General features: G+C 48.1%; 18 protein-coding genes. 9 read left to right on the top strand and 9 right to left on the bottom strand.

The features are described 5' to 3' along the window. Positions 1-2: 2 nt before the first annotated feature. From queG to RIH33_RS09510, 3 genes are read right to left on the bottom strand one after another with little or no spacing between them, the layout of a single operon-like run. On the bottom strand, positions 3-929 hold the full coding sequence (gene queG / locus RIH33_RS09520; protein ID WP_406650068.1) for a tRNA epoxyqueuosine(34) reductase QueG: 927 nt from the start codon (positions 927-929) through the stop codon (positions 3-5). Continuing rightward, positions 926-2,428, bottom strand: a complete 1,503-nt coding sequence (locus tag RIH33_RS09515) for a BCCT family transporter (RefSeq protein WP_406650067.1) — start codon at positions 2,426-2,428, stop codon at positions 926-928. The genes queG and RIH33_RS09515 overlap by 4 nt, the downstream gene beginning before the upstream one ends. 18 nt (positions 2,429-2,446) lie before the next feature. After that, the gene (locus RIH33_RS09510) at positions 2,447-2,731 is read right to left on the bottom strand and encodes a SelT/SelW/SelH family protein (RefSeq protein WP_406650065.1); all 285 of its coding nucleotides are present in this window, start codon (positions 2,729-2,731) and stop codon (positions 2,447-2,449) included. A gap of 79 nt (positions 2,732-2,810) precedes the next feature. Between RIH33_RS09510 and RIH33_RS09505 the strand changes: the two genes are divergently transcribed. From RIH33_RS09505 to RIH33_RS09490, 4 genes are all read left to right on the top strand, one after another. Beyond that, on the top strand, positions 2,811-4,184 hold the full coding sequence (locus tag RIH33_RS09505; RefSeq protein ID WP_406650064.1) for a YeiH family protein: 1,374 nt from the start codon (positions 2,811-2,813) through the stop codon (positions 4,182-4,184). Further along, positions 4,181-4,393 (top strand): hypothetical protein, encoded by a 213-nt coding sequence (locus RIH33_RS09500; protein ID WP_406650062.1) that lies wholly within the window; start codon positions 4,181-4,183, stop codon positions 4,391-4,393. The genes RIH33_RS09505 and RIH33_RS09500 overlap by 4 nt, the downstream gene beginning before the upstream one ends. Before the next feature lie 99 nt (positions 4,394-4,492). Continuing rightward, a complete protein-coding gene (locus tag RIH33_RS09495) occupies positions 4,493-5,371 on the top strand; it encodes a sigma factor-like helix-turn-helix DNA-binding protein (protein WP_406650060.1) in 879 nt (292 codons plus the stop codon). Between the two features lie 68 nt (positions 5,372-5,439). Continuing rightward, positions 5,440-5,883 (top strand): carboxymuconolactone decarboxylase family protein, encoded by a 444-nt coding sequence (locus RIH33_RS09490; protein ID WP_406650059.1) that lies wholly within the window; start codon positions 5,440-5,442, stop codon positions 5,881-5,883. A gap of 66 nt (positions 5,884-5,949) precedes the next feature. Here the strand turns inward: RIH33_RS09490 and RIH33_RS09485 are convergent, their stop codons facing one another. The 4 genes from RIH33_RS09485 to RIH33_RS09470 all read right to left on the bottom strand — a co-directional run bounded on the left by RIH33_RS09485 (position 5,950) and on the right by RIH33_RS09470 (position 11,455). Next, entirely contained in the window at positions 5,950-7,944 is a 1,995-nt protein-coding gene (locus RIH33_RS09485; RefSeq protein ID WP_406650057.1) for a glycoside hydrolase family 9 protein, read from the bottom strand. A gap of 137 nt (positions 7,945-8,081) precedes the next feature. Further along, positions 8,082-9,107, bottom strand: coding sequence for a Holliday junction branch migration DNA helicase RuvB (gene ruvB, locus RIH33_RS09480; protein WP_406650056.1), 1,026 nt, complete (start codon positions 9,105-9,107; stop codon positions 8,082-8,084). A gap of 96 nt (positions 9,108-9,203) precedes the next feature. Further along, positions 9,204-10,829: a hypothetical protein gene (locus RIH33_RS09475; RefSeq protein WP_406650054.1), complete on the bottom strand. Its 1,626-nt coding sequence runs from the start codon at positions 10,827-10,829 to the stop codon at positions 9,204-9,206. Positions 10,830-10,876: 47 nt separating this feature from the next. Continuing rightward, entirely contained in the window at positions 10,877-11,455 is a 579-nt protein-coding gene (locus RIH33_RS09470) for a hypothetical protein (protein ID WP_406650053.1), read from the bottom strand. A gap of 139 nt (positions 11,456-11,594) precedes the next feature. Between RIH33_RS09470 and RIH33_RS09465 the strand changes: the two genes are divergently transcribed. The 4 genes from RIH33_RS09465 to RIH33_RS09450 all read left to right on the top strand — a co-directional run bounded on the left by RIH33_RS09465 (position 11,595) and on the right by RIH33_RS09450 (position 15,509). After that, positions 11,595-12,623, top strand: coding sequence for an FAD:protein FMN transferase (locus RIH33_RS09465; protein ID WP_406650051.1), 1,029 nt, complete (start codon positions 11,595-11,597; stop codon positions 12,621-12,623). A 139-nt stretch (positions 12,624-12,762) separates the two neighbouring features. Continuing rightward, a complete protein-coding gene (locus tag RIH33_RS09460; protein ID WP_406650050.1) occupies positions 12,763-13,476 on the top strand; it encodes a ZIP family metal transporter in 714 nt (237 codons plus the stop codon). Positions 13,477-13,557: 81 nt separating this feature from the next. Further along, positions 13,558-13,815: a DUF4212 domain-containing protein gene (locus tag RIH33_RS09455; RefSeq protein WP_406650048.1), complete on the top strand. Its 258-nt coding sequence runs from the start codon at positions 13,558-13,560 to the stop codon at positions 13,813-13,815. An 8-nt stretch (positions 13,816-13,823) separates the two neighbouring features. Further along, positions 13,824-15,509: a sodium:solute symporter family protein gene (locus RIH33_RS09450; protein ID WP_406650047.1), complete on the top strand. Its 1,686-nt coding sequence runs from the start codon at positions 13,824-13,826 to the stop codon at positions 15,507-15,509. A gap of 6 nt (positions 15,510-15,515) precedes the next feature. Here the strand turns inward: RIH33_RS09450 and RIH33_RS09445 are convergent, their stop codons facing one another. Beyond that, positions 15,516-17,849 (bottom strand): ATP-binding protein, encoded by a 2,334-nt coding sequence (locus RIH33_RS09445; RefSeq protein ID WP_406650045.1) that lies wholly within the window; start codon positions 17,847-17,849, stop codon positions 15,516-15,518. Continuing rightward, positions 17,849-18,244: a hypothetical protein gene (locus tag RIH33_RS09440; protein ID WP_406650043.1), complete on the bottom strand. Its 396-nt coding sequence runs from the start codon at positions 18,242-18,244 to the stop codon at positions 17,849-17,851. Before RIH33_RS09440 ends, RIH33_RS09445 begins: the two co-directional genes overlap by 1 nt. A 253-nt stretch (positions 18,245-18,497) precedes the next feature. Here RIH33_RS09440 and acs point away from each other — a divergent pair, with 253 nt between their 5' ends. Next, positions 18,498-20,453 (top strand): acetate--CoA ligase, encoded by a 1,956-nt coding sequence (gene acs, locus RIH33_RS09435; RefSeq protein ID WP_406650042.1) that lies wholly within the window; start codon positions 18,498-18,500, stop codon positions 20,451-20,453. Positions 20,454-20,500 lie beyond the last annotated feature (47 nt).

Here is a 20,500-nt window from a genome sequence, read left to right as displayed (position 1 = left end):
GGTTAAGTGTTATTTTTTAGGAAAGAAATATTCCGTTTGAGCCCTTCGTATTTGGTCCGTTTTACAGCCGATTTTTTAAATACTTTGCTGAATACTTCCTGGGTCATTTCTTCCCAGTCCTGAGTAGAGAAATCTTCCCAGCCCTGCGGCTGGAATGCCGGTTCATGGTGGGGTGTGGAGAACCGGTTCCATGGGCATACGTCCTGGCAGATATCACACCCGAAAGCCCAATTTTCCATTTTGCCCTTAAACTCCGCGGGGATGCTGTCTTTCAACTCGATGGTGAGATAAGAAATACATTTGCTGCCATCTACCACATAAGCTTCTGAGATGGCATCCGTGGGGCAGGCATCCTGGCATGCAGTGCAGGTACCGCAGTAGTCTTTCATGGGGCCATCGGGCTCCAGTTCCAGGTCGATGATCAACTCCGCCAGGAAGAAAAAACTTCCCATTTTTCTGTTGAGAAGCAAAGAATTTTTTCCGATCCAACCTATCCCGCCTTTGGCCGCCCAGGCCCGCTCATGCACCGGGGCGGAGTCTACAAATGCGCGGCCTTCCACAGCCCCGATTTGGTTCTGAATGCTGTCCATGAAACCCTTCAGTTTATCTTTGATCACATGGTGATAGTCCTGACCGTAGGCGTATTTTGCTAGTTTGTAGCCTTGTGCCTCAGTGTGATCTTTTTCAGGGTAGTAGTTGTAGACGAGTGATACCACGGACTTAGCACCGGGCACCAGTTTGGTGGGGTCAAGTCGTTTGTCAAAATGATTTTCCAGATAACCCATTTTGCCCTGATATCCGCGTTTGAGCCACTCCTCTACTTTGGGCGCCTCGTCTTCCAGAAACCCCGCTTTGGAGATACCGCAGAAGCTAAAACCAAGCTCCGTAGCCAGGGATTTGATCAGTTCGGTATGCTGCTGTGTATTCATGGTTTGGTGGTGATCATGAGTTTGATAGCGCCAAATGCCACAGCAATCACAAGAAATAATGCCGGAAACCCCCCGAGTACAGAGATCATTTTGATGCCCTCTATGCCAGAGTAGGAGATCATGATCCACGCCAGTGCGCCCACAATAGTACCCCAAATGATCTGGGTAAAAACAGGGGCCTCCTGATGCTCAGTGGTGATCCCTTTGGTACAAAGATTACTCATGGCCGAGGTATTGGAGTCAGCGGCTGTGACATAGGAGATAAAGGTAATCAGTAAGAAAATAATGCTAATCAGCCAGGTGAAAGGCAATGATTCAAATATGGCATAGATGACATTTTCAGGTCCCTCATCAGTCAGGGTTTGAAAAAGTGCGCCATCACTCAGGCTGTCGAAGTGAATGGCCGAACCACTAAAGATCATCATCCACAGTCCTCCGAAAAGCGAGGGAAATACCAGGTTGACGAGGATGAACTGACGAACGGTATACCCTTTACCCAGGCGACCGAGAAAAAGGGCTGTGATGGGTGTCCAGGCCAGCCAATTGGCCCAGTTGAATACCGTCCAGCTCTGAAACCAGCTCTGGTCAAGGACATTGTTCCAGTTGACACTACGGGGCAGAAAGTTTTGAATGTAGGCGACCACTGCCGAGCTTCCTGTTTCCAGAATAGGCATGGTGGGGCCGAAGCAGAAAAAGAAAATTGCAAGGAGGATAAATGCCTTGATGTTGTAGTCGGAAAGTATGCGTATCCCTCTCATCAACCCACTGCTGGCAGAGGCCACGAACGTGACCACAATGGTCAGGGTAATGACCAGCAGGAGAAAACCCGATGGGGGGATGCCCAGAAATGTGCGAAGCCCGCCGGAGATGGTGAGTATACCGGCTCCAAGAGAAGCTGCCATGCCCGCTACCAATCCATACAAACAAATGATATCTGTAAGGTGGCCAATGATCCCGGAGGCATGTTTCCCCATGAGGGGAAAGAGCATGGAACTTACTTCGAAAGGGCGCTTGAGGTTATAAAAACAATACGAAAATACCAGCGCGGCTATGGTATAGATGGCATAGGGGCTTAGGGTCCAGTGGAGGAGCATCGTAGCCATAGAAAAATCCCGGGCTTCTGCACTGGCCGGGTTGATCTCCAGGCTGGCAGGTGGCTGATGAAAATGAAAGAGTGGCTCTGCAGTTCCCCAAAATAAGATCCCCGTGGCGATGGTCGTACAGAGGGTGATGGAAAACCATTTCCATTTGGAGAGCAGCGGAGAAGCTCCTTTTCCTCCTATGGTAGTCTTACCAAAAGGTGAGAGATATATAATGAGGAGGAGTATGACAAACAACAGTACGCTCCAACTAAACAGCCAGCTGAAGTGTTGGAGAATCCGGGTATTGGCGGATTGAGCGGCAGCCAAAAACCCTTCTTTGTCCACCAGGCTGTAGGTGACCGTACCTGTAAGCAGGATCAGCGGCGGCCAGAATTTGATGGGGTTGAGTTGTTGCATCCGGCTGCAAACTAAAGATTAATCTGCCTTTTTATCAGAATGACCAAGGCTTTTGTCGGGCGCAATGTGATCCCTGACGAGCTGTTTGAGCTCGGTGATTTCAGGGAATCGCCCCATTTCCTTTCGGGAAAAAATCAGTGTATCGTTGGCATAGATATCAAAAATGCCGCCTGTACCCTGTCGGAGTGTTACTTCGTCCAGTTCTTCACTAAAAGTGGTCAGTAGCTCCTGGCTCATCCAGTGAGCGCGCATCATCCAGCGGCACATTTTACAATATATGATGGTAACATTCTGATGGCTCATGCCCTAAAGGTAAAGGCTGGGCTAATATCTGACATGGTGAGTTGCGGAGAATTCATATCTTTTTGGAAAATTTGAGCGGATGAAATGGACAGAAGATTTGGTGGCCATTGCCACGGGTGTATTTATCTTGGGGTTTGCCCTTGTGGTATTTGTGATGGCGCCGTATGCGAGTGCCAGTGAACAGGTGACCACCGGGTCTGTGAACATAGAGCAGACCACATTGACGAGTCACCTTCACCTGATGGTGGCGAAGTTCCAGAAATGGACCCAAAATCCGCTGGACACATTTGAGGGGAAAAACTACGCCTGGGGGCTGCTGAGCCTTTTGCTGGCATTTGGGGTACTTCTGGGTGCAGGAGCGGCCGTGCTGGGTACACCCGTCAAAAAGTTTTTAAAGGGTTTTGTCATCGTCTTTTTGGTAGGGTTGGTGGCTTATGTCTTACAGTCTCAGGTCAGCTTCAAGTCCATAGGCCTGGGCTACGCGCTGTGGGCCATTGTGCTCGGAATTTTTATCAGCAATACTTTTGGCCTGCCGGAGTGGCTAAAGCCAGCTCTCAGACATGAGCTGTTTATCAAAACCGGATTGGTGCTATTAGGTGCTGAGGTACTCTTCGGCAAGATCATGGCCATAGGGCTTCCCGGAATATTTGTGGCCTGGGTGGTTACTCCCATCGTGCTGGTCAGCACTTTTTGGTTTGGTCAGCGAATACTGAAGATGTCCTCCAAAAGCCTGAATATCACCATTAGTGCTGACATGTCAGTCTGTGGGGTATCAGCCGCCATAGCCACAGCGGCCGCCTGCAATGCCAAAAAGGAAGAACTTACAACGGCCATCGGCTTGTCCATGGTCTTTACCTCAGTGATGATGGTGGCGTTGCCTGCTTTCATTCAGGCGGTGGGAATGCCGGAGGTACTAGGTGGCGCCTGGCTGGGCGGCACCATAGATGCCACCGGAGCGGTGGTGGCTGCCGGAGCCTTTTTAGGGGACACTGCCATGAATGTGGCGGCTACTATCAAGATGATTCAAAACATCCTCATCGGGGTGATTGCTTTTGCAGTGGCCATGTACTGGACCACCAAAGTGGATCGTGTACAGGGTAAAAAAGTACCTGCTTCTGAAATATGGAATCGCTTCCCCAAATTCATTCTGGGATTTATAGGGGCCTCCATTTTCTTCTCCCTCCTACAGGGAACGATGAACCCGGAGCTTTCTGAGGTGTTGATTGAAAAACAGCTATTTGGGTTTACCAAAGGAATCCGCGGGTGGCTCTTTTGCCTCGCATTTGTAAGCATTGGTCTGTCTACCAACTTTAAGGAACTGCGGGGACAGTTTTCTGGTGGCAAGCCCCTGATTCTTTATGTATGTGGCCAGTTGCTCAACCTCGGACTTACCTTACTCATGGCCTGGCTGGTGTTTTACAAGATCTTTCCTGAAATCACTGCAACGATATGAGGCGACGCATTCGAAATATTATTTTTTTCGTGCTGATCCTTATGGGGCTGGAGCGCAGTATTGTGTTCTTTGGCGAAAGCTCAGAGACGTTTAAGCTACAGCAGTCCATCATACTGAAAGAGCAAATGGATCCGGCGGCTTTTTTCTATACGGAAAGTGATCATGCACTGCGAGCGGAGAAGAAAATGCGAAAGCTGCTGGCCGAGTAAAAAATAATTGTCACGGATTTCGGGTTGCCAGCGTCATTCCTTCGGACCAAAAGACGTGAGCAGATGCAGACCGATGAAAATTTAAATTGCACAATTGAAATGAGCGAGCTTCATTATCCGGAAAATGAGATTGAGCAATTCAGGGCCACCCTTCTGCCTTATGCTTATAACATCCTGGGAGCCATGGAGCCAGCCCGTGATGTAGTAGAGGAGGTTCTGGTGCCTTTTGTGCTAAAAAAACACGAAGAGGTAAATAATCCCACCGGTTATCTGGTTAGGTCCGTCATCAACCGATCGATCAGCCATAAAAACCTGCTGAGAAACAAACTCGAGCATTATCCGGATTATTGGCTACCGGAACCAGTGATTACTGAAGATGGTATCTATGAGGGTGCAGATCGGGAACGGATTCTGAGTTATTCCCTGCTGGTGCTCATGGAGAAACTCAGCCCACAGGAGCGGGCCGTTTTTATGCTGAAAAACGCTTTTGATTTTTCTCACAAAGAGATAGGTGAGGTACTGGAGATTGAGGAGGAGCATTCAAGGCAGCTTCACAAAAGGTCAAAGGATAAGATTCACCTGAAAAGAGGGAAGAAAAAAGCACTTTCAAATGAGGATAAAACACTGCTCAATGAATTGACGGGGGCGATGCGAGCGGCTGATCTGCCACGACTTAAGAAATTACTCAAAAACAAGGTGGTGAGTTTCTCAGACGGGGGACCGGACGTTTCGGCAGCCCGGAAAGTACTCAGAGGGAAGGACCATGTGTCGAAGTTGTTACGGGCCATTGGTACCAAATACTATCTGGAAAACACCAGTGTGAAAATCATTGCTGTTAATCATCAGCCGGCCATTGCCTTCCTGGAGAACAATGAAGTGTATCGTGTGATGATCCTGGAGGTGGATGAGGGCAAAGTCACCGGAATCTTTGTGGTTTTAAACCCGGAAAAGCTGAGTGACTTTAAAATAAAACATTAAGCATAAAAAACTGTCACGTATTGGGCTGCGGGCCAGTCATACCTTCACAAACCATATAAAGTATGACAATGGAAAGAATAACTGCAAAAGAACTACCCAAAGGCTGGTACGACACCATGCTGAATACAGAGGGTTACCTGAAAAAGGCCGGAATAGATCCAATGATTTATCATCTGGTGAAGTTTCGGGCTTCGGCCATCAATGGATGTGGCTATTGCATGGACATGCATGCCAAAGAGGCGGCCAAGGATGGAGAGACTGCTCAACGACTCTTCCTCACTCAGGTATGGCGTGAGGCTACCTGCTTTACTCCTGCCGAGGCTGCTGCATTACACTTCACAGAGGCATTGACTGGTATCAGTCATACTGATCCGAAAGCTGCATATGACCATGCGTCGGAGCACTTTAGCAAGGAAGAGATCGCTAATCTTGTTTTACTCATTTGTCAGATCAATTCATGGAATCGCATTGCGATCACCTTCGGCTATGAGCCTGGGTCTTACAAAGGTTAGTCCAGGGGTTATTCCTCGCTTACAAGCTGGCAGACACGTTTGCCAGCTTGTTTGTTTTGGTTCCGATTACCTGATGAGAATCTGCCGGCTGATGGTTTGCTTCGGGTTTTTATACCTGATCACATAGACTCCCGGACTAAGTGCCGAAACGTCTACAGTGGACTTATCCGTACGGATGACCTCTCCTCCGTTGATCGAAAAAATCCGAATTTCCATTGGTTCCTGAGCGTTACCATTGGTCTTCACCGTAATAAAATCGTGTGCCGGATTAGGAAATATCTCCACCTCCAGGGTGCTGCCCGTGGAAAGGGGTTCCTCCACCGGATCGGTGTTGGGTGTTTTCAGGTCCCGGTCATACACGGCATGTATGGCCCCGGCTGTGTACACCAGCGGGGCATTCCAGTTGATGGTAATCTCATTGGTGGAGTAGCTGCAAAAATCATCCACATAACATTTGGCAGCGATCAGGCTGGGGTACTTGCTGGCCCCACAGTCGTCATTTACATTTTGTGGGTTTGGCCCTCCGGCCAAGAAACCCGGAACCGGTTCAGCCACATTGTCTGCGCCAGACTGCCTGTGGTGAATGTCCATCGGAGGCACACTGCCAAAACCAGTCACAAAGCAATATTTGGTAGCATTTCTCCCCAGCAGGTAATCCGTTGCTCCAATGGCAGCATTCAGGTAGTCAAGGTCTTTGGTAAGTTCGTAGGCATACATCAGGAGCATTCCCTGGTTGCCGGGCACGCTGTTACTCCCCCAGTAGAAGTCATTGTTTGGGATGAGATAGGGAGAGGTGCTTTTCTGAAAATCCCTGAGGTCGTCGGTGAGGTCTGTCAGGATGTTCTTGATAGCCGCAGTATCCGCAGCTGCCGTGAGCGATTTTCGGTGGGTGATGAGCGACAGGATACCCAGGGTTTGCACGTTGGGCCACCCGGGTACTCCAAAGTATTGAGAAAAGTTAAGGGTAGAATAGTAGCTATCCTCCCCGGTGGTGATGTAAAGTTCTGTGGCAGCCCAGAAAAACTCATCGTTGAAGTTGCCATCTCCATAACCACCGGTATGGACTGCCGGATAGCCATTCTGGGCTCCGGGGTTGTTATAAGTGACATTGGGATGGGCTTTGGCCCACTCCCATGCCAGTTCGGCTTTTGTCAGGCATTCGGCAGCAAATTCCGGGAGGTAGGGCTCGTAAATTCGGGCAGCCATGGCCATTACGGCAGCAAAGTCCAGTGTGGCGGCCGTGCCTTTGGCCACTACATATCGGGTGGCGGTAGCCTTATGTGGCATAATTACCCCCTGGAAGTTGGCTGCGGTGGTTTTGTTGTACACCCCACCATCGTTGGGGTCCTGCATGGTGCTCATCCATTCGATGTTCCAAAGGGCCTCGTCGAGGAGGTCGGGAATGGAGTTGCCGCTTTCGGGAATGTTGAGATCAAGGGTGTCATAGAATTCCGAATAGTTCTCGTAGGCAGCCAGCAGGGTAAAAGTGCTGATGCCTGAGTTCACAATGTACTTGTTATAGTCACCGGCATCATACCAGCCTTTCGGGGTAGAAATGACGGTGCCTGCCGGACGCTCTGCGGAAGCCGCCGAAGGTAGTACCACGACGTTATTATCCGGGTGGCCCAATGGGCGATTGTATACTCCGGCAAACTCCTCGGTGAGCTCCATGGAAGCGCGGTTGTAGTAATAGGCTTTGATGGTGGCTTTTGTCACATCCAGGAGCGCATCATCGGCTATTTTGAACGGATGGGAGAGGTCGCCATTGCCAAGCTTCAGTCTATAGGTGCCCCTGGTTTTAAAGTCTGAAAAGTCTGCGATTTTCACCTCTTCTTCCGACTTGTTCCAATATTTTGAAGCGGACAATGTGCCGGAATAGACCACCGCAGAGTTACTGTTTTTGATCACATCAAACGCAGATTGGCTGGAGCCAACGACCACCGCAATTTTCTGGGCTTCCGGCAGGAAGCCCACCTGATTGAGGCGGATGTTGTCCGGAGCGGATTGCCCGGAGACTTTCAGGAGGATAAGTGATAGGAACAGGAATGGTATTTTTTTCATGGTTTTCACGCTATAGTCCTAAAATAGAGTGAAAAGCCTGTTTAAATGTAATTTCCCTGCCCCAATAAGCCCGAAATAGACATTTGTGGTATCACAGCGATACATATGATCCTGAAAGAAGGCTGGTTTCAGACTTTTCAGAAGAGCCGCCCCATCTCCTGAGGAGGGATGTGGCCAAGGTGCTGGTAGGCCCGTTCGGTGGCTTGACGTCCTCTGGAGGTCCGTTTGATGTAGCCTTCCATGATCAGGAATGGCTCGTAAACTTCCTCTATGGTTTCAGCTTCCTCACCACAGGCTGTGGCAATGGTAGAGAGCCCTACAGGTCCACCTTTGAATTTTTCTATAATGGTCGCCAGGATTCTGTTATCCATTTCGTCCAGTCCATGGTCATCCACGTCCAGTGCTTTTAGCGCCATTTTGGCAATCTCCAGGGTGATGGCCCCGTCACCCTTGATCTGAGCAAAATCACGGGTTCGACGCAAAAGGTTGTTGCTGATACGAGGGGTTCCGCGGCTTCTGCGGGCTATTTCGTATGCGGCTTCCTGATCTATGGGCGTTTCCAGTATGTCTGCGGATCTGCCCACAATAGAGGTGAGGAGTTTGGCATCATAATATTCCAGTCGGGAGTTAATGCCAAATCGGGCACGCAGTGGCGAGGTGAGCAGGCCCGAGCGGGTGGTAGCTCCGATCAGGGTAAAAGGCTCCAGGCTGATCTGCACAGATCGGGCATTGGGGCCACTGTCCAGCAAGATGTCGATGCGGTAATCCTCCATAGCCGAGTAGAGGTATTCTTCCACTACCGGATTGAGTCTGTGGATTTCATCAATGAACAGCACATCATGCGCTTCCAGGTTGGTGAGCAGGCCTGCCAACTCGCTGGCTTTGTCCAATACGGGCCCGGAGGTGACTTTGATGCCTGAGCCCAGCTCATTGGCTATGATATGTGAGAGGGTGGTCTTGCCCAGGCCGGGAGGGCCATGCAGGAGTACATGGTCAAGGGGCTCTGAGCGCAGCTTTGCAGCCTTCACGAAAATCTTCAGGTTTTCAACTACTTTGTCCTGTCCGGCAAAATCATCGAACGACAGAGGGCGCAGTGCTTTTTCAAACTCTTTTTCGCCGGAATCCATCTGCTCATCGTCACCTCTCAGGTAGTCTTCTCTCATGGTTGATAGCTATTCAACAAAGATCAGTTTTTTGATGGGCTTTTCAAGGCTGCCAGCACATATTTCCTCCATTTTGTGGAGAGTTGAAGGTATCTTTTAGAATTTCACCTCAGTAAACCCTACGATGAGTTGACCATTGTGCCCGTAAAGTATACAGCGTCCTTTTTGGGGCTGATAGGTATTTTTGGCTCTCACCGTGATTTTATCCTCAGAGGCAGTGAAAAGTGTTTGCCTGGTTTGTTCCCCTGAGGCATTTACCGTCACCATCACAGATTCAGTGTCAACAATTTTTCCCAGTGTTTTTGTGTTTTGGGAAGAAAAATCTGTGAAAAAGAAGATCAAACTGTCCTCATATTCTGCCACCTCGTAAGAGGAGTATAGTGTAAGCAAACCAGAAGTTTCCTGAGCTTTTTCAATTTTATTCACCCAGTTGATTTTGCCTGCAGCTGACACATCAATAGCCACTATGTCGTCGGAGTGGTAAATGTTGTATACGGTAATGCTGCGGCCGTCATTTTGGGTTTTTTCGAGGGTGGTGTTTCTCTCTGCAGTGAGTACATAACCCCCGGACTTTTTTTGGAGTATATCTTTCATCACAAATCTATACTGATCAAGATCGTCCCTTTTTCCCAGCAATCCGGTGACATAGGTGTCGTTGATATATTTGCTTGGCTGTTCAAATTTTCCCTCCAGGCTTTTCTTGTCGGCACTGAGTATTTTAGTCAAGGTCTTGTCTACGGTTTGGGTAAACACGCCATCTGCCAGGGCATCTTCATCATCAGAATAGAACCCTATGATCATTAATCCGCCATCTTTTTTGGGCTTTAGGTCAAGGCTGGTAATAAAAAGGTCACCCAAAGACAAGGTGAGGGCCTTGGGAGTGGGAGATCCTTTAGAAAATTTTAAAACCTTAAAGTCGTATATGGCCTCCAGTTCAAAAGAACGTGTTGATGAAAGTACTCCCTGCTTTTTGAGTTGGACACTGTTTTTGTATTCTTTTTTTTCATCGAAAAACTTGGTCAGCATATACACCTCAGCAGAGGGGGAGAGGTAGAAGTCCTGGAAGCTGTAGATGCCGTCATCTTTTAGTGCTATGCCCTCCACCTTGTCAATGGTCTTCAGCTGGCTATCTATGACAGAGTAGCCAAAACTAAGAAGCGAACCATCCTTATCGAGGAGGTTATGTACAAGCAGTACTTGAGAATTGTCATCCGATAGCTTGTAGCTGAAAGAGGCATTTTTATACCGACCCTCACTGGAGTAATCTATTTCGGCAACAGGCACCAGGTCTGGATTGGGAGCAAGACTATTTTTATCCAATGTTTGGGCAAAAAGGAAGGTCTTTTTGAGCAGGTTGTTTTGAAAAGATGAAAAGAGGTAGATATTGCCTCCCAGTTGGAAGCCGAATTCCAATTCCAATTGCTTATCCTCATAATCAAGCGGAAGTAGCTCGAAGCGCTCCAACTCCATTTGGTTGTTGACTTTACCCACATAAGTATCCTTATTGCCTATGTAAGTACCGCTATAAACTTTGGAGAAGGGGTATAGCAAATAATAGAGTCCTGTTTCGTCCTGGCCAATTCCATCTACATCGGACCAGCCACCCTCCTTCACAGACATTCGGTGAGTTGCACCCATGAGGGTTTTGGCTTGTTGGGCATAGCTAAAAGTGACTGACAAAAGCAGACAAAGGCTTAGTGGATAGTTCAAATTGATTTTCATGCTGGTTATTTTTAGGTTGTTAAAATTATTGCTGAGATGCTTATAAGCTATGGGATCACACCGAACCGGATCATTAGTGGCATGATGGGGAAAAAGCCAAAGTCAGGATCGAACATGTAGTCTGGCCCATTCGTTTGCTGGAACCTCACCCCTAGTCCAAGGGCCATGTCCAGAATCAGGCGTTTGCCAATGATCCGCTGGTCTCCTTTTGTGAAGAACCATTCGTTTACCTTGACGTGATGGAAAGAACGCCGATAGTACTGCACCCCCCAATAATTTCTTTCGGGGGCTTTGGTATACCACTTGACATGTAGGCGGGTACTATACCCGAGCCTGTCGTTCTGAATACCCTTGTTATCAGTGAAGGCAAGTGCCAAAAAATCATGCACATAGTAGGGCATCAAAAGACCGGCGCCCATTTCCAGGGTGAGATTGTTTTTTAAGCGAATCTCTGCAATGATTGGCCAATCCCCATGGATGATAGAGATTAGATCGGTCTTATACATGGTGCCAGTGGATATGCCACCATCATCAAAGTAATAGGACAGGGAAGTGCTATCACTCTGGGCATGAGCATAGGACGTAAGTATCCCTGTTAGAAACAGGGTGAGTCTAATTTTTTTCATAGCTGGTTGAAGGCTAGTAGTACTGGAAAGTTAATAAAGATTCATAGATAAGTGATAGTGAGTGTTGGTTTTCTATGCTCGAAGGAAGGAATGGTCTTGTGCACTTTTGTGTTAGTTTTGTCTTCGATTTTTCTAAAGTATGACAAGTAAATTATTTTTTAGACTCATCCTGGCGGTTGTGGTGTTGGGAGCCATGTACCGGGTGTTTTTAGGTCAACCGACATTTCAGCTGACGCATGTCACCGGTCAGACCATGGGCACCATCGTCTACAATGTGAAGTATATGGGTGAGGACGTGCCCAACTACAAAAGGGAGATTGATTCAGTTCTTCAGGTTTTCAATCAGTCATTGTCGACATATATTCCGGATTCGGAGATCTCTCTGCTTAACAGTACGGGCAGTATAAGGTACCCTACGAAAATGTTTTCGGAAGTTCTCGAATCCAGTAGGCGGGTCTTTGAGCAGACAGGTGGAGCCTTTGATCCTACTGTGGGACCTCTGGTGAATGCCTGGGGCTTCGGCCCGGATAAGTCAGTGAGTGTGCCCGATAGCATGGTGATTGATTCTTTGAGATCGCTGGTGGGTTTTCAGCGCATCATTTCTATGGGGACTGAGGTGAGCATGGATTCCGGCATGTATCTGGACTTTAGTGCCATTGCCAAGGGCTATGCCGTGGACCTGGTGGCTGAGTTTCTCGAGGGCAAGGGCTTTGAGCACTATATGGTGGAGATAGGTGGTGAGGTGCGGGCGAGTGGACAGAATCAGGACAATGAGATTTGGAAAATCGGGATAGAAGATCCTTTAGTGGCCAGTAATGAGCAACGATTACTTGCCATCGTACAGCTAGATGACCTTTCAATGGCTACTTCCGGTAACTACCGAAATTACTATCAGGTGGGTGACCGTACCATTGCCCATACCATTGATCCGCGCACGGGATACAATACCAGTCATAATTTACTGAGTGCGTCTGTGTTTGCAGCTGATTGCATGACAGCAGATGCTTATGCTACGGCCTTTATGGTGCTGGGAGTGGAAGCCTCAAAAGAGGTTTTGGCGTCCGCTGACCTGGAGGCATTTTTGATTTATCAGGATGATCAGGGTATATTGAAAAGTTATGTATCCCCGGGGTTGCAAACCCGGATCGAACGAAACAACATTCAATAACATTTTTAAAATTTAACAAAAGTTCAGTGTTGGGTGAATTTTCCTCAAAGGATTTGCATTATCCCTTTTGTGAAGTCGCAGCGAAGAAGCTACTAAGGCTTCGGCATCAGCACTATAATATCGCCAATCCATGGTTTTAATGATTCTTATTCTTTTCTTATCAGCCGTACTGGGAGGTGTTTCTTCTAAATTTTTCGGCCACCATACCCAAAGCATTCGCTATCCTTTGATCTTCGCCGGGTCCTTTCTTTTCTCCATTACCATCATTCATATACTGCCCGAAGTTTTTTCATTGTCAGGAGACCCGATGAAAATAGGCCTGTACGTGCTGGTAGGTTTTTTCTTTCAGCAGTTACTGGAATACTTTACTTCCGGTATTGAGCATGGGCATGCACATACCCATGACGACCGCACGGGAATCTCCAAACTAGGATTGTTGATCGCTCTTGTGATCCATTCGCTACTGGAAGGTGCGCTGCTGACTCATGATTCCCCATTTCATGAGCAACATGAATCGTATTCACTGCTTGTGGGGATAGTGCTCCACAAGATGCCCGCTGCATTTGCGCTGGTCACTACCCTCAGAACTCAAAGTGGTTTTGATGGACGACTCTGGGCCATACTGATCATTTTCAGTATCTCCTCACCAGTTGGTTTTCTCATGAGTGACCAGATCCTCAACTTGTCAGCTGAGGTACTCCTTCTGCTTTTTGCTTTTGTATCAGGGAGCTTCCTGCACATTTCCACCACCATTTTTGTGGAGAGCAGCCCCAATCATCACTTTGGACTTAAAAAGTTCTTAATTAGTCTGTTTGGGGCTTTCACGGCCATCGCTACAGAATATTTTCTATGAAAAATTCATTTTGAGTTAGGATTCATTCTTTTCGGGAATGTAAAATCTTATATCTTTCAAGGTTAAGTAACTATCCCAACCATGAGTGAAAATAGAATGAAGCAGTACTGGCGCAGAAACGTCAGGTATTTACTAATCCTCCTGACCATTTGGTTTGTCGTCTCGTTTGGTGCCGGCATTTTGCTGGTGGACCTACTCAATGAAATTCAATTTGCAGGCTTCAAACTGGGCTTTTGGTTTGCCCAGCAGGGATCTATCTATGCTTTTGTGATCCTCATTTTTGTGTATGTCCGCCTGATGAACAAGCTGGACAAGGAGTTTGATGTAGACGAAAAATAGAGCTGGAAATGGATGTACAAGGCTGGACTTTCCTCATTGTAGGACTTACTTTCGCACTTTATATTGGGATTGCCATTTGGGCCCGCGCGGCCTCTACCAACGATTTTTATATAGCCGGAGGTGGCGTATCACCTTTAGCCAATGGCATGGCTACTGCAGCAGACTGGATGTCTGCGGCTTCTTTCATCAGTATGGCCGGGCTCATTTCCTTTATGGGCTATGATGGCTCTGTATACCTCATGGGCTGGACCGGCGGGTACGTGTTATTGGCACTGCTACTGGCTCCGTATCTCAGGAAATTCGGAAAGTTTACAGTACCTGATTTTATTGGAGATCGGTACTATTCTAATGTAGCTCGTACGGTGGCGGTGATCTGTGCCATCATCGTGTCTTTCACTTATGTGGCAGGTCAGATGCGCGGTGTAGGTGTCGTGTTTTCACGTTTTCTGGAGGTACCGGTAAATGTGGGTGTGTACATAGGTATGGGTATTGTCTTCTTTTACGCAGTCCTTGGCGGAATGAAAGGGGTGACTTATACCCAGGTGGCTCAGTTCTGTGTCCTGATTTTTGCATTTATGGTACCCGCTATTTTCATCAGTTTTCAGCTAACAGGAAATTATATCCCTCAGCTGGGTTTTGGGAGCCAGGTGGCTGATGGTACTTACTTGCTGGACAAACTCGACAATCTTCACAGGGAGTTGGGTTTTGCGGAGTACACCGGCGGCACCAAGTCCATGATTGACGTTTTTGCCATCACTTTTGCACTGATGGTGGGTACGGCAGGTCTGCCCCATGTGATTGTACGGTTCTTCACCGTTCCGAAGGTGAAGGATGCTCGCTTGTCAGCCGGGTGGGCCTTGATTTTCATAGCCATTCTCTACACCACTGCTCCGGCGATAGCGGCCTTCGCCCGGACCAATCTGATCGAGACAGTTTCCAACCAGGCATATGAGGAGGTGCCCCAGTGGTTTTCCAACTGGGAGTCAACGGGGCTCATTGCTTTTGATGATAAAAATGGGGATGGGAAGATCCAGTACGTGGCTGGGGAAAAGAATGAACTCACCATAGACCGGGACATCATGGTACTGGCCAATCCGGAAATCGCCAATTTGCCCAATTGGGTAATTGCGCTGGTGGCAGCCGGAGGTCTGGCAGCAGCTTTGTCTACTGCCGCAGGTTTGCTGCTGGTGATCTCTGCCAGTATCTCACATGACCTGATCAAGAAACAGCTCAAGCCTAACCTTTCTGATAAGGAGGAATTGATTTGGGCACGGGTAGGCGCGCTGGGTGCAGTACTGGTGGCTGGTTATTTTGGCATTAACCCACCCGGATTTGTGGCAGCTGTCGTGGCACTGGCTTTTGGCCTGGCTGCAGCTTCTTTTTTTCCGGCCATCATTTTGGGCATTTTCGATAAGCGCATGAACAAAGAGGGGGCCATCGCCGGAATGGTGGTGGGTATTTTGCTGATGCTGTTCTATATGATCAAGTTTAAGTTTGATGGATTTGGAGGGGGTACCCAGGCAGACTGGTGGTTGGGGATTTCTCCGGAAGGGTTTGGTACCATTGCCATGCTGGTCAATTTTGCCGTTTCATTCAGTATTTCCAGGTTTTATCCGGCTCCACCCACAGACGTGCAGGAGATGGTGGAGCAGATCAGGTACCCGAGAGGGGCCGGAGGAGCCACTCATCATTAGTGCTGTTTAGAGGTTCGAGGCGATTGTAAAGTAGAGTTTTTCGGAATCGAAAGGCTTGGACATAAAATCATTCATGCCCGATTGCAATGCTTTTTCCTTTACTTCAGGAAATACATCTGCCGTCAGGGCAATGATGGGGATGTTTTTCATATGGTCATTCTCCTGATTTCTGATGGCTCTGGAGGCCTCAAATCCATCCATCTCGGGCATTTGCAGATCCATGAGAATCACGTCATACTGGTTGATCGCCAGCAGGTCCAGGGCAATTAAGCCATTGTCGGCAATGTCCACTTCGCAGTTCCACTTCACCAGGAATCTTTTGGCCACTATCTGGTTGATTTGGTTGTCTTCTGCCAGGAGCACCCTGATGCCCGAGAGGTCCCTTTTTTGATCTTCCGGTTTGGTCAGTTGCGCATTGTTTTGGATTGATTTGGGAAATGAAAGCTGAAAAAAGAAACTGGATCCCTTACCGGGTGTACTCTCCACACGGAGATCGCTTCCCTGAAGCTGCAGGAGTTTTTGACAAATGGACAACCCAAGTCCTGTGCCTGTTCGCAGATGTGCTTTTCCGTGGTTGTCAATCTGCGTAAACCGATGAAAAATCCGCTCCTGATCCGCCTGCGCTATACCTGCACCCGTATCGATGACCTTGAACTGGAGGTTGACGGATTCATCGGAAGTTCCCAGGCACTCCACCCGCAGCTCCACAGAGCCCTCATCAGTAAATTTGATGGCGTTGCTGATGAGGTTATTCAGGATTTGCCCAATGCGTACGGGGTCTCCTATGAGTCCGGATATGGGCTGATGGAGGTTGAGGTGCAGTTTGATCCCTTTTTCGTCAGCCATTTGCATAAACGTGGAGATCGTCCTGTTGCACAGCTCCTGAATGGAGAAGTCGCGTTGATCAAATTCCACATGACCTTCTTCCAGTTTGGAAAGGTCGAGGATGTCGTTCAGTATCACGAGCAAACCCTTTGCAGAGTGCTTCATCATTTTCAGCGATTCGCGCTGATCGTCCCTTGGATTTTCTGACAGGAGGTACTCAATGGTACCGTACAGCCCGTTCATGGGGGTGCGTATCTCATGACTCATCGTAGAGAGAAACTCTGCTTTGGTTTGAGAGGCCTTTTGGGCTTTGTCCCGTGCATCCATGAGTTGCTTTTCGTAGCGCTTTCTGTCGGAGATGTCTCTGATAAATGAGGTGAAAATGACTTCATCACCAATCTGATTGGCACCAATGGACAACTCCAGGTCAATGAGCTTTCCCTTTTTTGAAAGCCCCACCAGCTCAAATCTTCGGTTGATGGTGGGCATTTTGTGGCCCTTCAGGAAGAAATCCAGTCCTCTGTCGAGAATCTCCTTTCGGTCCGGGGGCACGATGTATTCAGAGAATTTCTTACCAATGATTTCCTCACCAGACCATCCAAAAATGGTCTCAGCCTGGTTGTTCCAAAAAGTAATCCTCCCGGAAGCATCCAGCAGCACTACCGCGTCCATGGCATTTTCCACTACCGTGTAGAGCCTTTCAGCACTCTGAGCCAGCTCGCGTTGAATCTTCTCACGCTCGGCGATCTGTACCTGCAATTTCTGGTTCGTTTCTTCCAGCTTTTCAGTTTTTTCCAGTAGCACCCCGTGAATTTGTTCCCGACTCAGCTGGCTTAGTTGCTGTTCATTCAGCAGGGGTTCGGGAAGTATGCCGATCAGCAGGGAGAAGCCATCGAGAAACTGATAATTGTCTGCCAGCAACTGATAAGCCTCCTGGAGCCACTCCGATATTTTGGCTTGCCCCATAGAGAGGCAGAGGTATTCATAAAGCCTGGATACCTCATATTTCACGGTACTCCTGAATTCGCTCCTGTTGAGTTGATTAAATTTTAACTGCTCGGCTGCCTTGTCCACCTGGTACTTATAGTTTTTGAGGAGCTCGTTTTTGGAGTTCCCCACTATGTCGGTGTATTTGGACCACACCAGATCCACTATGAGATAGGCCAGATCACGTTCCTGATTGTTGACAGTGCTGAAGATGATCCTGAAAAACAAAGTATCCACCAAATTGGGAAACCGGCTCCGCATTTCCCTTCTTAGCTGAGCCTGATATTTGGACGGATTTTTTTGCTTGTAAATGAAGGAATGTTCGAAGAGGAGATAGAGCCCGGCAGACCTGTTCAGCTGATTGTCGACGCTTTCTTTGGCCAGACTTTTTATTCTGTTGTCCAGGTTTTCGTTCCAAACCTCTTGCGCCTCATAGGACTTAATGTATTCAATAAAACGGTTATGCTCTTCACGCAAGAGGTTCCCATGGGGTCGGGAACTCAATCTTTTGTAAAGTGACTTCAACATCAGGACTTACTTACCTTCCATATCTGATAAAACCCCCAACCAGAAAGCCCCCATGTGAGCATAAGCGCGATAAACCAGGCCACAAGACCTCCATTTTCGCCCAGGACGCTATTAAACAGGTTGAAGCCGAAGTGATAGTCCACCTGCATGTGGAGATGCCCCACGGCCATCACAAGAAACCCCCAGGCCAGGTAGATCATTCCGGTACCAAATTTTCCTCCCTTGAGATTCCTGGCGTTTAAGAAACTGAAAACGACCGCCATCATCAGAAAGGGCAATTCCAGAAGTCCGAGGGTCATATTGAAGCTTCCTGATTCCATTTGGTCCATGCTATAGGCCGGAATATTTAATGCAAATAATGCGAGAGTAGCGATGAGTAGCTTGTTAATCTTCATATTGTGGTTTGGTCGGGTTCATAAATATAGTCATTGGATGGGTAATACGCATGACCATATTAACCGATTGTTTCTGGCCTTTTCAAATACAGCCATGCAGAAGGAGTCTGGTACTGGAGAGGAATAGCGACAAATGGAATATTCTTTTGGACGTGGAGAAAATGTCGGTAAAATATTTGGCTTTCGCTTTGAGATTGCCCTGATGGATCATTGTCAAATTGGGAATATCACATAGGAATTGTAAGTGATATCCATGATATTTGAAGGCCTATCTAGTGTAAATTATCAAAAATATAAAAATTCAAAACACATGAGTCACAAGATTCAAACCCTCAGCGGTTATATCCATGAATATCAGAAAAGCGTCCTCCAGCCAGAAGAGTTTTGGGGGAGAGTCGCAGAGTCTTTTCATTGGAAGAAGCCATGGTCAAAGGTATTGAAGTGGGATTTTGATGGGCCGGATGTCAACTGGTTTGTAGATGGGAAGATGAACATCACTGAAAATATCCTCGATCGGCACCTGTTCATCATGGGAGACAGGCCAGCTATTATCTGGGAGCCCAATGAGCCGGGGGATGAGGTCGTTACCCTTACATACAGAGAACTTTATCATCAGGTTTGCCAGTTTGCCAATGCACTCAAGACCCAGGGTGTGAAGAAGGGTGACCGTGTGATTATCTATATGCCCATGGTGCCTGAGGCCGCTGTGGCTATGCTGGCCTGTGCACGTATCGGTGCGGTACACTCTGTGGTCTTTGCCGGATTTTCTTCCACCGCTGTGGCAGATCGCATCAATGACTGCCAGGCTAAAATGGTGCTCACCTCTGACGGGAATTACCGAGGAGCCAAAAGTATCGGTGTGAAAAGCGTGGTGGATGAAGCCCTGGAAAAGACCTCTTCAGTGGAAAAGGTGATCGTATTCAAAAGAACTGGCACCGAAGTGACCATGAAAGAAGGAAGAGACATTTGGTGGAATGATGCCATCGATGGTCAGCCGCTGGATTGCCCTGCTGAGGAAATGGATGCCGAGGATATGCTCTTTATCCTTTATACCTCAGGATCCACAGGTAAGCCCAAGGGCGTGGTGCACACTTGTGGAGGGTATATGATCTATACCTACTACTCCTTTGTGAATGTTTTTCAGTATAACGTGGGAGATGTTTACTGGTGTACTGCGGATGTGGGCTGGATCACAGGGCATTCTTATATTGTATATGGGCCATTGCTGGCCGGAGCTACCACACTCATGTTCGAAGGAGTGCCTACTTACCCGCATGTTGGTCGTTTTTGGGAGATCATTGACAAGCACAAGGTCAATCAGTTTTATACCGCACCCACAGCCATCCGGGCATTGCAGGCGTATGGACTGGAGCCCCTGGAGCCATACAAAATGGATACGCTGAAGGTGATAGGCTCGGTGGGTGAGCCGATCAACGAAGAGGCCTGGCACTGGTACCACGATCATGTGGGCAAGGGAAATTGTCCTTTGGTGGACACGTGGTGGCAGACCGAAACCGGAGGGATCATGATCGCTCCTATCGCGGGTGTGACGCCTAATAAGCCAGCGCATGCGTCGTTGCCTCTACCGGGCGTGCAGCCCATCATTGTCGATACGGAGGGAAATGAACTTCATGGAAACAACGTGGAGGGAAACCTGTGTATCAAATTCCCATGGCCTGGAATGATCAGGACCACCTACGGAGATCATGACCGATGCAAGCAAACCTATTTTTCCACCTATAAGGGACTTTATTTCACAGGCGATGGAGCCAAAAGGGATCATGATGGCTATTTGAGAATCCTGGGCCGTGTGGATGATGTGATCAATGTTTCCGGTCACAGGATGGGTACTGCGGAAGTGGAGAACGCCATCAATGAGCACCCTAAGGTGATTGAGTCAGCCGTAGTGGGGTACCCGCATGAAGTGAAAGGCCAGGGGATTTATGCTTACGTGATCTGTGACATGGAAGGCCGCTCCGAAGAGAGTCTGAAAAATGAAATCAGGGAGACGGTCAGCAAGATTATCGGGCCAATAGCCAAACCGGATAAAGTGCAGATCGTGCCAGGGCTGCCCAAAACCCGCTCCGGAAAAATCATGCGAAGAATTCTCCGGAAGGTGGCCTCCGGTGAAGCAGATCAGTTAGGTGATACTTCTACTTTACTGAATCCAGAGGTAGTAGAGGCCATTGTCAAAGGAGCGAGTAAATAAATTAATTAATGGAAAGGAGCCGGATTCCTTTTTGGTTCTGGTTTTTA

The sequence above is a fragment of the Marinoscillum sp. genome, assembly GCF_040222955.1.
Taxonomy (GTDB): Bacteria; Bacteroidota; Bacteroidia; order Cytophagales; family Cyclobacteriaceae; genus Marinoscillum.
The sequence above is the reverse complement of the archived record's forward strand: the minus strand, read 5'-3'. Positions and strand labels throughout refer to the sequence as shown.

Bases quoted from the DNA above. Each gene is read 5' to 3' on its own strand.
- queG (WP_406650068.1), bottom strand. From the start codon at position 929: ATGAATACACAGCAGCATACCGAACTGATCAAATCCCTGGCTACGGAG.
- RIH33_RS09515 (WP_406650067.1), bottom strand. From the start codon at position 2,428: ATGCAACAACTCAACCCCATCAAATTCTGGCCGCCGCTGATCCTGCTT.
- RIH33_RS09510 (WP_406650065.1), bottom strand. From the start codon at position 2,731: ATGAGCCATCAGAATGTTACCATCATATATTGTAAAATGTGCCGCTGG.
- RIH33_RS09505 (WP_406650064.1), top strand. From the start codon at position 2,811: ATGAAATGGACAGAAGATTTGGTGGCCATTGCCACGGGTGTATTTATC.
- RIH33_RS09500 (WP_406650062.1), top strand. From the start codon at position 4,181: ATGAGGCGACGCATTCGAAATATTATTTTTTTCGTGCTGATCCTTATG.
- RIH33_RS09495 (WP_406650060.1), top strand. From the start codon at position 4,493: ATGAGCGAGCTTCATTATCCGGAAAATGAGATTGAGCAATTCAGGGCC.
- RIH33_RS09490 (WP_406650059.1), top strand. From the start codon at position 5,440: ATGGAAAGAATAACTGCAAAAGAACTACCCAAAGGCTGGTACGACACC.
- RIH33_RS09485 (WP_406650057.1), bottom strand. From the start codon at position 7,944: ATGAAAAAAATACCATTCCTGTTCCTATCACTTATCCTCCTGAAAGTC.
- ruvB (WP_406650056.1), bottom strand. From the start codon at position 9,107: ATGAGAGAAGACTACCTGAGAGGTGACGATGAGCAGATGGATTCCGGC.
- RIH33_RS09475 (WP_406650054.1), bottom strand. From the start codon at position 10,829: ATGAAAATCAATTTGAACTATCCACTAAGCCTTTGTCTGCTTTTGTCA.
- RIH33_RS09470 (WP_406650053.1), bottom strand. From the start codon at position 11,455: ATGAAAAAAATTAGACTCACCCTGTTTCTAACAGGGATACTTACGTCC.
- RIH33_RS09465 (WP_406650051.1), top strand. From the start codon at position 11,595: ATGACAAGTAAATTATTTTTTAGACTCATCCTGGCGGTTGTGGTGTTG.
- RIH33_RS09460 (WP_406650050.1), top strand. From the start codon at position 12,763: ATGATTCTTATTCTTTTCTTATCAGCCGTACTGGGAGGTGTTTCTTCT.
- RIH33_RS09455 (WP_406650048.1), top strand. From the start codon at position 13,558: ATGAGTGAAAATAGAATGAAGCAGTACTGGCGCAGAAACGTCAGGTAT.
- RIH33_RS09450 (WP_406650047.1), top strand. From the start codon at position 13,824: ATGGATGTACAAGGCTGGACTTTCCTCATTGTAGGACTTACTTTCGCA.
- RIH33_RS09445 (WP_406650045.1), bottom strand. From the start codon at position 17,849: ATGTTGAAGTCACTTTACAAAAGATTGAGTTCCCGACCCCATGGGAAC.
- RIH33_RS09440 (WP_406650043.1), bottom strand. From the start codon at position 18,244: ATGAAGATTAACAAGCTACTCATCGCTACTCTCGCATTATTTGCATTA.
- acs (WP_406650042.1), top strand. From the start codon at position 18,498: ATGATATTTGAAGGCCTATCTAGTGTAAATTATCAAAAATATAAAAAT.